The 10,851-nt window shown below is 53.5% G+C and carries 9 protein-coding genes and 3 pseudogenes; 8 read left to right on the forward strand and 4 right to left on the reverse strand.

Annotated features, from left to right (window positions below; genetic code table 11):
* Together BFF42_RS03415 and BFF42_RS03420 are read right to left on the reverse strand one after the other, a co-directional pair.
* A partial coding sequence (locus BFF42_RS03415) for a transposase (RefSeq protein ID WP_000567737.1) occupies nt 1-287 on the reverse strand: 287 nt, incomplete at its 3' end.
* Nucleotides 288-379: 92 nt separating this feature from the next.
* Nucleotides 380-1,758 (reverse strand): annotated as a pseudogene (locus BFF42_RS03420) (acetate--CoA ligase); the annotation flags it as partial.
* A gap of 392 nt (nt 1,759-2,150) precedes the next feature.
* On the opposite strand from BFF42_RS03420, the gene nrfA reads away from it, so the two are divergent.
* From nrfA to gltP, 8 genes are all read left to right on the forward strand, one after another.
* Entirely contained in the window at nt 2,151-3,587 is a 1,437-nt protein-coding gene (gene nrfA / locus BFF42_RS03425; protein ID WP_000196875.1) for an ammonia-forming nitrite reductase cytochrome c552 subunit, read from the forward strand.
* Between the two features lie 44 nt (nt 3,588-3,631).
* Nucleotides 3,632-4,198, forward strand: coding sequence for a cytochrome c nitrite reductase pentaheme subunit (gene nrfB, locus BFF42_RS03430; RefSeq protein ID WP_001296647.1), 567 nt, complete (start codon nt 3,632-3,634; stop codon nt 4,196-4,198).
* Nucleotides 4,195-4,866 (forward strand): cytochrome c nitrite reductase Fe-S protein, encoded by a 672-nt coding sequence (nrfC, locus tag BFF42_RS03435; protein WP_000220281.1) that lies wholly within the window; start codon nt 4,195-4,197, stop codon nt 4,864-4,866. Before nrfB ends, nrfC begins: the two co-directional genes overlap by 4 nt.
* Nucleotides 4,863-5,819, forward strand: coding sequence for a cytochrome c nitrite reductase subunit NrfD (nrfD, locus tag BFF42_RS03440; protein ID WP_000195157.1), 957 nt, complete (start codon nt 4,863-4,865; stop codon nt 5,817-5,819). Before nrfC ends, nrfD begins: the two co-directional genes overlap by 4 nt.
* A gap of 19 nt (nt 5,820-5,838) precedes the next feature.
* Complete coding sequence (locus BFF42_RS03445; RefSeq protein ID WP_071821661.1) at nt 5,839-7,557, forward strand: heme lyase CcmF/NrfE family subunit; 1,719 nt, start codon at nt 5,839-5,841, stop codon at nt 7,555-7,557.
* The gene (nrfF, locus tag BFF42_RS03450) at nt 7,550-7,933 is read left to right on the forward strand and encodes a heme lyase NrfEFG subunit NrfF (RefSeq protein WP_001032546.1); all 384 of its coding nucleotides are present in this window, start codon (nt 7,550-7,552) and stop codon (nt 7,931-7,933) included. Before BFF42_RS03445 ends, nrfF begins: the two co-directional genes overlap by 8 nt.
* Nucleotides 7,930-8,526, forward strand: coding sequence for a heme lyase NrfEFG subunit NrfG (nrfG, locus tag BFF42_RS03455; RefSeq protein ID WP_000662608.1), 597 nt, complete (start codon nt 7,930-7,932; stop codon nt 8,524-8,526). Before nrfF ends, nrfG begins: the two co-directional genes overlap by 4 nt.
* A 341-nt stretch (nt 8,527-8,867) precedes the next feature.
* The gene (gene gltP / locus BFF42_RS03460) at nt 8,868-10,181 is read left to right on the forward strand and encodes a glutamate/aspartate:proton symporter GltP (protein ID WP_000789589.1); all 1,314 of its coding nucleotides are present in this window, start codon (nt 8,868-8,870) and stop codon (nt 10,179-10,181) included.
* A gap of 77 nt (nt 10,182-10,258) precedes the next feature.
* On the opposite strand, the pseudogene yjcO reads toward gltP, so the two are convergent.
* Both yjcO and BFF42_RS03470 read right to left on the reverse strand, forming a co-directional pair.
* Nucleotides 10,259-10,509: pseudogene (gene yjcO, locus BFF42_RS03465) on the reverse strand (Sel1 family TPR-like repeat protein YjcO); the annotation flags it as partial.
* Nucleotides 10,510-10,525: 16 nt separating this feature from the next.
* Nucleotides 10,526-10,851, reverse strand: a pseudogene (locus tag BFF42_RS03470) (IS1-like element IS1B family transposase); the annotation flags it as partial.

Raw genomic sequence — 10,851 nt, forward strand, 5'->3', positions numbered from 1 at the left:
AGTTCATTTTCCATCGTTTTCTTGCCGAGCAGGCGCTGGAGTTCTTTAATCTGCTTCATGGCGGCAGCAAGTTCAGAGGCAGGAACAACCTGTTCTCCGGCGGCCACAGCAGTAAGACTTCCTTCCTGGTATTGCTTACGCCAGAGAAATAACTGGCTGGCTGCTACACCATGTTGCCGGGCAACGAGGGAGACCGTCATCCCCGGTTCAAAGCTCTGCTGAACAATTGCGATCTTTTCCTGTGTGGTACGCCGTCTGCGTTTCTCCGGCCCTAAGACATCAATCATCTGTACTCCAATGACTAGTCTAAAAACTAGTATTAAGACTATCACTTATTTAAGTGATACTGGTTGTCTGGAGATTCAGGGGGCCAGTCTATGGAGAAGTAGGTCTGTTCAAAACGTTCGTGATCGCCAAACAGCGTACGCGCCTGACCCGGCCAGGAGTCGGTGATCACCAGGCTGCCTTCGGTAGCGCCAGGCAGTGGCGTGATCATGAAACCGCCAGTTTCGGTCTGCCACCAGGTATCGACCACCGGACATTTCTCGTTGCCGATTTTTTTCCAGTACCACTCCCACGCTTCCGGGTTAATTGGCTCGCCCACGGAACCGAGAATGCGCAGCGACGAACGGTCGGTACCCTCGATCGCTTTATCGCCTTCCGCCATCAGCGCGCGGATCGCCGTGGGTGCGGTATAGAGAATATTGACCTGATGCTTGTCCACCACCTGCGCCATACGGGCAGGCGTCGGCCAGTTGGGTACGCCTTCAAACATCAGCGTGGTCGCACCGCAGGCCAGCGGGCCGTACAGCAAGTAACTGTGTCCGGTCACCCAGCCCACATCGGCGGTGCACCAGTAGATATCACCCGGATGATAATCAAAGACATATTTAAAGGTCAGCGCCGCGTACACCAGATAACCGCCGGTAGTATGCAGCACACCTTTTGGCTTACCGGTAGAACCGGAGGTGTAGAGAATAAACAGCGGATCTTCGGCGTTCATCTCTTCCGCCTGGTGCTGATCGCTCGCTTGCTCAACCAGGTCGTGCCACCACAGGTCGCGCCCTTCCTGCCAGTCAATTTTCCCGCCAGTACGCTTCAGTACCACCACATGCTCTACGCTGGTGACGTTCGGGTTTTTCAGCGCGTCATCAACGTTTTTCTTCAGCGGAATACTGCGCCCGGCACGCACACCTTCGTCGGAAGTGATCACCAGTCGTGAGTTGGAATCAATAATGCGCCCGGCAACGGCTTCCGGCGAGAAGCCGCCGAAAATCACCGAATGCACCGCGCCAATGCGGGCGCAGGCCAGCATCGCAACCGCGGCTTCCGGCACCATCGGCATATAAATCGCCACCACATCACCTTTTTTAATGCCCAGCTCGAGCAGGGTATTGGCGAAGCGGCAGACGTCGCGGTGCAGCTCTTTATAGCTGATATGTTTGCTCTGGCTGCCGTCGTCGCCTTCCCAGATGATGGCGGTACGATCGCCGTTTTCTTGCAGATGGCGGTCAAGGCAGTTTGCCGCCAGATTCAGCGGCCGTCCTCGTACCATTTAATGGACACATTACCGGGGGCAAAGGAGGTGTTTTTCACCTTCTGGTAAGGTTTGATCCAGTCAAGAATTTTTCCCTGTTCGCCCCAGAAGGTATCAGGTACGTTAATAGATTGTTGATACATTGCCTCGTACTGCTGAGGGTTTATCAGGCAACGGTCTGCGATGTTGGCAGGAATGGTGTGTTTGTGAATTTGGCTCATGCTTTTGTTCTCCTTGTAGAATATTAATAATATGTGGCATAGGCGTTAAATGTAGGGGTATTGGCAGTTTTGTTTAGTATTTGGGCGACAGATCACGCAAAAGTAGAATTGTGCAAATAAACGGCAGGGTAATTTTTGAAGGTCAGCAACAAAAGTTGATTAATTCTTTGAGGAACATGCAGTTATGCATGCTGTTGAAAAAGAGGAAGATACTGACTAACTCTAAAATGGTATTTTACATGCACTTACAATTGATTAAAGACAACATTCACAGTGTGGTTATTTGTTACACATAGGGGCGAGCAATGTCATGACAGTGTAGGTGCGGTTACTGTCGTGAAAAACAATAAAAACCGCCATTGCAACAATGGCGCAATTCGGATGAAGCCCCTATGACAAGGATAAAAATAAACGCACGCCGTATCTTCAGCTTATTGATTCCTTTTTTCTTTTTCACTTCTGTTCACGCTGAACAAACGGCAGCTCCCGCAAAACCTGTAACTGTGGAAGCGAAGAATGAAACCTTTGCCCCGCAGCATCCCGATCAATATCTCTCCTGGAAAGCCACCTCGGAACAGTCAGAGCGTGTTGACGCCCTGGCGGAAGATCCACGGCTGGTGATCCTGTGGGCGGGGTATCCCTTCTCGCGCGATTACAACAAGCCGCGTGGACATGCCTTTGCTGTGACCGATGTGCGTGAAACCCTGCGTACCGGTGCGCCGAAAAACGCTGAAGATGGTCCGCTACCGATGGCGTGCTGGAGTTGTAAAAGCCCGGATGTGGCGCGTCTGATCCAGAAAGACGGCGAAGATGGCTACTTCCACGGTAAGTGGGCGCGCGGCGGCCCGGAAATCGTCAACAACTTAGGTTGTGCCGACTGCCATAACACCGCCTCACCAGAGTTCGCCAAAGGCAAACCGGAGTTAACCCTTTCCCGTCCGTATGCGGCTCGCGCGATGGAAGCCATTGGTAAACCTTTTGAGAAAGCCGGACGTTTCGACCAGCAATCGATGGTTTGCGGTCAGTGCCATGTGGAGTATTACTTCGACGGCAAAAACAAAGCGGTTAAATTCCCGTGGGATGACGGCATGAAAGTCGAAAATATGGAGCAGTATTACGACAAAATTGCCTTCTCTGACTGGACTAACTCCCTGTCGAAAACGCCAATGCTGAAAGCGCAGCACCCGGAATATGAAACCTGGACAGCGGGCATTCACGGTAAAAACAACGTGACCTGTATCGACTGCCATATGCCAAAAGTGCAGAACGCCGAAGGCAAACTCTACACCGACCATAAAATTGGTAATCCGTTTGATAACTTCGCCCAGACTTGTGCGAACTGCCATACCCAGGACAAAGCTGCCTTGCAAAAAGTGGTCGCGGAACGTAAGCAGTCGATTAACGACCTGAAAATCAAGGTTGAAGATCAACTGGTTCACGCTCACTTCGAAGCGAAAGCAGCGCTGGATGCAGGCGCGACGGAAGCTGAAATGAAGCCAATTCAGGACGATATCCGTCATGCCCAGTGGCGCTGGGATCTGGCGATCGCTTCCCACGGCATTCATATGCACGCACCGGAAGAAGGTTTACGGATGCTCGGTACGGCGATGGATAAAGCGGCGGATGCACGCACCAAACTGGCGCGCCTGCTGGCGACCAAAGGCATCACCCATGAAATCCAGATCCCGGATATCTCAACCAAAGAGAAAGCCCAGCAGGCCATTGGCCTGAACATGGAACAAATCAAGGCCGAGAAGCAGGACTTCATCAAAACGGTGATCCCGCAGTGGGAAGAACAGGCACGTAAAAACGGTCTGTTAAGCCAATAACCCCGTTCCGCCTCGCAAGGGGCGGAAAACACAATGGAGTGAATATGAGCGTATTACGTTCGTTATTAACTGCTGGGGTGCTGGCGTCGGGCCTGTTGTGGAGCCTGAACGGAATTACCGCTACCCCTGCGGCGCAGGCATCTGGTGATCGCTACGAAGTTACCCAGCAGCGTAACCCGGATGCCGCCTGTCTGGACTGTCATAAACCAGATACCGAAGGTATGCATGGCAAACATGCTTCCGTTATCAACCCGAATAACAAATTGCCGGTCACCTGCACCAACTGTCACGGCCAGCCATCACCGCAACACCGCGAAGGGGTGAAAGATGTGATGCGCTTTAACGAGCCGATGTACAAGGTCGGAGAGCAGAACAGCGTCTGTATGTCCTGTCATCTGCCGGAACAGTTGCAAAAAGCGTTCTGGCCGCACGATGTCCACGTAACCAAAGTGGCGTGCGCCAGCTGCCATTCCCTGCATCCACAGCAAGATACGATGCAGACGTTAAGTGACAAAGGACGGATTAAGATTTGCGTCGATTGCCACAGCGATCAGCGCACCAATCCGAACTTTAACCCGGCGTCTGTTCCGTTGCTTAAGGAGCAGCCATGACCTGGTCTCGTCGCCAGTTTCTCACCGGCGTCGGCGTGCTGGCAGCCGTCAGCGGCACCGCAGGGCGCGTGGTGGCGAAAACGTTGAATATCAATGGGGTGCGTTACGGCATGGTGCATGACGAGTCGTTATGCATCGGCTGTACCGCCTGTATGGATGCTTGTCGAGAAGTGAACAAGGTGCCGGAAGGCGTCTCGCGCCTGACGATTATTCGTAGCGAGCCGCAGGGCGAATTTCCTGATGTGAAATATCGCTTCTTCCGTAAGTCTTGCCAGCACTGCGATCATGCGCCGTGCGTTGACGTCTGCCCGACCGGTGCGTCTTTTCGTGATGCCGCTAGCGGGATTGTCGATGTTAATCCTGATCTCTGCGTCGGTTGTCAGTACTGCATCGCCGCCTGTCCGTACCGCGTGCGCTTTATCCATCCGGTCACGAAGACGGCGGACAAATGCGATTTCTGCCGTAAAACCAATTTGCAGGCCGGTAAGCTGCCCGCGTGCGTTGAGGCTTGCCCGACGAAGGCGCTGACGTTTGGCAATCTGGACGATCCTAACAGTGAGATTTCGCAACTGCTGCGCCAGAAGCCTACTTACCGCTACAAGCTGGCGCTGGGAACCAAACCGAAGCTGTACCGCGTACCGTTTAAATACGGGGAGGTGAGCCAATGACGCAGACTTCCGCATTTCATTTTGAATCGCTGGTGTGGGACTGGCCGATTGCCATCTACCTGTTTTTGATTGGTATTTCTGCCGGTCTGGTGACGCTGGCCGTGCTGTTACGTCGCTTCTACCCGCAGGCGGGCGGTGCAGACAGTACGTTGCTGCGCACCACGCTGATTGTCGGGCCGGGCGCGGTGATCCTCGGTCTGTTGATCCTCGTCTTCCACCTGACAAGACCGTGGACCTTCTGGAAGCTGATGTTCCACTACAGTTTTACCTCGGTGATGTCGATGGGGGTGATGCTGTTTGAGCTTTACATGGTGGTGCTGGTGCTGTGGCTGGCGAAAATCTTTGAACATGATTTGCTTGCCCTGCAACAACGCTGGTTGCCGAAGCTGGGGATCGTGCAAAAGGTTCTGAGCCTGCTGACGCCCGTTCATCGCGGACTGGAAACGCTGATGCTGGTGTTGGCGGTGCTGCTGGGGGCTTATACCGGCTTTCTGCTGTCGGCGCTGAAATCGTATCCGTTCCTCAATAACCCGATCCTGCCGGTGCTGTTCCTCTTCTCCGGCATCTCGTCCGGTGCGGCGGTGGCGCTGATCGCCATGGCGATACGCCAACGCAGTAACCCGCATTCCACGGAAGCGCACTTTGTTCACCGGATGGAAATCCCCGTGGTATGGGGTGAAATCTTCCTGCTGGTGGCGTTTTTTGTCGGTCTGGCGCTGGGCGATGACGGTAAAGTTCGTGCGCTGGTGGCGGCATTAGGTGGCGGTTTCTGGACGTGGTGGTTCTGGCTTGGTGTCGCCGGGCTGGGGCTGATTGTGCCAATGTTGCTCAAATCGTGGGTCAATCGCAGTTCCGGCATTCCTGCCGTGCTGGCGGCGTGTGGGGCCAGTCTGGTCGGCGTGTTGATGCTGCGCTTTTTCATTCTCTACGCCGGACAGTTGACGGTGGCGTAAGCCAGAAAAGAGGTGGTTTCTGGACGTATTCCTTCCTGAAGTCGGTTTTCTGGCGTTGTTGTTAAGTCTCGGGGTCAACGTGTTGACCCCGTTGACGGCCTTTGCGGGAGTGCGGTTGCGCTGGCCTGCCATGATGCGACTCACTTGCATCGGCATTCTGGCGCAGTTCGCGCTCCTGCTGCTCGCCTTTGGCGTACTGACGTATTGTTTTCTCATCAGCGATTTCTCGGTCATTTATGTCGCCCAACATAGCTACAGCCTGCTGTCGTGGGAACTCAAACTGGCGGCGGTGTGGGGCGGTCATGAAGGTTCGCTGCTGCTTTGGGTGCTGCTGCTTTCCGCCTGGAGCGCGCTGTTTGCCTGGCATTATCGGCAGCAAACCGATCCGCTATTTCCGCTGACGCTAGCCGTTTTATCTCTCATGCTCGCCGCACTGCTACTGTTTGTGGTGCTGTGGTCCGATCCCTTCGTGCGGATATTTCCACCAGCAATCGAAGGCCGCGATCTCAATCCGATGCTGCAACATCCCGGTCTTATCTTTCATCCACCGCTGCTTTACCTTGGCTATGGCGGTTTGATGGTAGCGGCGAGCGTGGCGCTGGCGAGTCTACTGCGCGGCGAGTTTGATGCGGCCAGCGCCCGAATTTGCTGGCGCTGGGCGTTACCTGGCTGGAGTGCATTAACGGCGGGGATCATCCTCGGTTCCTGGTGGGCCTACTGCGAACTCGGCTGGGGCGGCTGGTGGTTCTGGGATCCGGTGGAAAATGCCTCTTTATTACCCTGGCTTTCTGCCACTGCGCTGCTGCACAGTTTATCCCTGACACGCCAGCGGGGGATTTTTCGCCACTGGTCGCTGTTACTGGCGATAGTTACTCTGATGCTGTCGCTGCTGGGCACCTTAATTGTCCGTTCTGGCATTCTGGTTTCGGTTCATGCGTTCGCGCTGGATAACGTCCGCGCCGTGCCGTTGTTCAGCCTGTTTGCACTGATTAGCCTTGCGTCTCTGGCTCTGTATGGCTGGCGAGCGCGGGACGGTGGCCCGGCGGTGCGTTTTTCGGGGTTATCGCGGGAAATGTTAATCCTCGCTACGCTGTTGCTGTTTTGCGCAGTGCTACTGATCGTGCTGGTGGGAACGCTTTATCCGATGATTTACGGTCTGCTGGGCTGGGGACGCCTCTCCGTTGGCGCGCCGTATTTTAACCGCGCGACGTTACCGTTTGGTCTGTTGATGCTGGTGGTGATTGTGCTGGCGACGTTTGTCTCTGGCAAACGCGTGCAGCTTCCGGCGCTGGTAGCTCATGCGGGCGTGCTGTTATTTGCCGCTGGGATCGTGGTTTCCAGCGTCAGCCGTCAGGAGATCAGCCTGAATTTACAGCCGGGTCAGCAGGTGACGCTGGCAGGATACACCTTCCGTTTTGAGCGCCTCGATCTGCAAGCCAAAGGCAATTACACCAGCGAAAAAGCGATAGTGGCACTGTTTGACCATCAGCAACGCATTGGTGAACTGATGCCGGAGCGGCGTTTTTACGAAGCACGTCGTCAGCAAATGATGGAACCGTCAATTCGCTGGAACGGCATCCATGACTGGTATGCGGTCATGGGTGAAAAAACCGGAGCGGATCGTTACGCTTTTCGCTTGTATGTACAAAGCGGTGTGCGCTGGATCTGGGGGGGAGGATTGTTGATGATTGCGGGCGCATTGTTAAGCGGATGGCGGGGGAGGAAGCGCGATGAATAAAGGACTTCTCACGCTACTGCTGTTATTTACCTGTTTTGCGCGCGCTCAGGTCGTAGACACCTGGCAATTCGCCAATCCGCAACAACAGCAACAGGCGTTAAATATTGCCAGCCAGTTACGTTGTCCGCAGTGCCAGAATCAAAACTTACTGGAATCCAACGCGCCGGTGGCAGTCAGTATGCGCCATCAGGTTTACAGCATGGTGGCGGAGGGGAAGAACGAAGTCGAAATCATTGGCTGGATGACCGAACGCTACGGAGATTTTGTTCGCTATAACCCACCGTTAACGGGTCAGACGCTGGTGTTGTGGGCGCTGCCAGTGGTGTTGTTACTGCTGATGGCACTGATCCTCTGGCGAGTGAGGGCGAAGCGATGAAAGAGCCCAAAATACCGGTGAAAATGCTGACAACACTCACGATTTTGATGGTATTTCTCTGTGTCGGCAGTTATCTGTTAAGTCCAAAATGGCAGGCGGTACATGCGGAATATCAGCGTCAGCGCGATCCGCTACATCAGTTTGCCAGCCAGCAAACCCCGGAAGCGCAGCTTCAGGCATTGCAGGATAAAATCCGCGCTAATCCACAAAACAGCGAACAATGGGCGTTACTGGGCGAGTACTATCTGTGGCAAAACGATTACAGCAATTCGCTGCTGGCGTACCGTCAGGCGTTGCAACTACGTGGTGAGAACGCTGAACTGTATGCGGCGCTGGCGACGGTGCTTTATTACCAGGCCAGCCAGCATATGACCGCCCAGACTCGCGCAATGATCGACAAAGCCCTCGCGCTGGACTCTAACGAAATCACCGCTCTGATGCTGCTGGCTTCCGATGCGTTTATGCAGGCGAATTACGCGCAAGCCATCGAACTATGGCAAAAAGTGATGGATCTCAACTCACCCCGGATCAACCGGACACAGCTGGTCGAGTCGATTAATATGGCGAAATTGTTGCAGCGGAGATCGGATTAATCATCTGGTGATGAAGATTATGTTATTGAGCTGCATAAAAAATAATCGAATGAACATATGCCAAAAATAATCACTAATCAGTATTATTGCAGATTAAACAAATAAAAATCTTTCCATAACAAATGGTTATTCATTAATCCTGACATAAACTCGCGTTATTATGCATTAATGCAGCGAAAAGCTCTGTTGTTAAAGGGTTGCGCAACATACCGCGCAAATGATACTGATCATAAGCGTTAAAAAAATCTACAAACCAACGCAACACAATTCATGCCCTGGCAGTATGTCACGTTCTCGCGTTTCTGAACGGGGAACGGCGCTCCATTGAGGAAGTTATTCTGATGAAAAATATAAAATTCAGCCTGGCCTGGCAGATTCTGTTTGCTATGGTGCTGGGCATTCTCCTGGGAAGCTACCTGCACTACCATAGCGACAGCCGCGACTGGCTGGTCGTCAATTTGCTCTCTCCGGCGGGTGATATCTTCATCCATCTGATTAAAATGATTGTTGTGCCGATTGTGATCTCCACGCTGGTGGTGGGTATCGCGGGTGTGGGTGATGCCAAACAGCTCGGGCGTATTGGCGCGAAAACCATTATTTACTTCGAGGTGATCACCACCGTCGCCATCATTTTGGGGATCACTCTGGCGAACGTCTTCCAGCCCGGTGCCGGGGTGGATATGTCGCAGCTGGCGACCGTCGATATCTCGAAATATCAGAGCACTACGGAAGCGGTACAAAGCAGTTCCCACGGCATTATGGGCACGATTTTGTCGCTGGTGCCGACGAACATTGTGGCGTCGATGGCGAAAGGCGAAATGCTGCCGATCATCTTCTTCTCGGTGCTGTTTGGTCTGGGGCTTTCCTCCCTGCCCGCGACGCATCGTGAACCGCTGGTGACCGTGTTCCGCTCCATCTCTGAAACCATGTTTAAAGTGACTCACATGGTGATGCGTTATGCACCGGTGGGTGTGTTTGCGCTGATTGCGGTGACGGTGGCTAACTTTGGTTTCTCTTCTCTGTGGCCACTGGCGAAACTGGTGCTGCTGGTGCATTTCGCCATTCTGTTCTTCGCGCTGGTAGTGCTGGGAATTGTGGCGCGCCTGTGCGGGTTAAGCGTCTGGATCCTGATTCGTATTCTGAAAGATGAGCTGATTCTGGCGTACTCCACTGCCAGCTCTGAAAGCGTACTGCCGCGAATTATTGAGAAGATGGAAGCCTACGGAGCACCGGCGTCGATCACCAGCTTCGTGGTGCCGACCGGTTACTCTTTTAACCTTGATGGTTCGACGCTGTATCAAAGTATTGCCGCTATTTTCATCGCTCAGCTGTATGGCATTGACCTGTCCATCTGGCAGGAAATCATTCTGGTGCTGACGCTGATGGTGACCTCGAAAGGGATTGCTGGCGTGCCGGGCGTGTCGTTTGTGGTGTTGCTGGCAACGCTGGGTAGCGTAGGTATTCCGCTGGAAGGTCTGGCGTTTATTGCTGGTGTTGACCGTATCCTCGACATGGCGCGTACTGCGCTGAACGTGGTGGGTAATGCGCTGGCGGTGCTGGTGATTGCCAAGTGGGAACACAAATTTGACCGCAAAAAGGCGCTGGCTTATGAGCGTGAAGTGCTGGGCAAATTTGATAAAACTGCGGATCAATAATTGAAGATTGCCGGGGTTATCCACCCGGCAATGTGTGGATGCCTGATGCGACGCTGGTGCGTCTTATCAGGCCTACCTTAACCGTTGGTTAATTTTTCAAACTCTTCACACCGGTATCAAACCCTTCCATACAGCTCAGGTTCAACCAGTGCAGCGCCTTTTGTTTGTTCTTCTCGATAAAACCTTCTTCACCGTTTAAGAACATCATTCCCGCCCAGTACTCGGAATAACCGGTTCGGGAAATTGCAGAGCTGCGTTTGAAATACCAGGTTGCCTTGTCATCGTCGGTCTTAATGCCCACGCCGTTGGCGTAAATCAAACCAAGCAGCGGTAATGACTCCAACTTATTGATAGTGTTTTATGTTCAGATAATGCCCGATGACTTTGTCATGCAGCTCCACCGATTTTGAGAACGACAGCGACTTCCGTCCCAGCCGTGCCAGGTGCTGCCTCAGATTCAGGTTATGCCGCTCAATTCGCTGCGTATATCGCTTGCTGATTACGTGCAGCTTTCCCTTCAGGCGGGATTCATACAGTGGCCAGCCATCCGTCATCCATATCACCACGTCAAAGGGTGACAGCAAGCTCATAAGACGCCCCAGCGTCGCCATAGTGCGTTCACCGAATACGTGCGCAACAACCGTCTTCCGGAGCCTGTCATACGCGTAAA

The sequence above is a fragment of the Shigella sp. FC1661 genome (assembly GCF_001712525.1).
Classification (GTDB): domain Bacteria; phylum Pseudomonadota; class Gammaproteobacteria; order Enterobacterales; family Enterobacteriaceae; genus Escherichia; species Escherichia coli.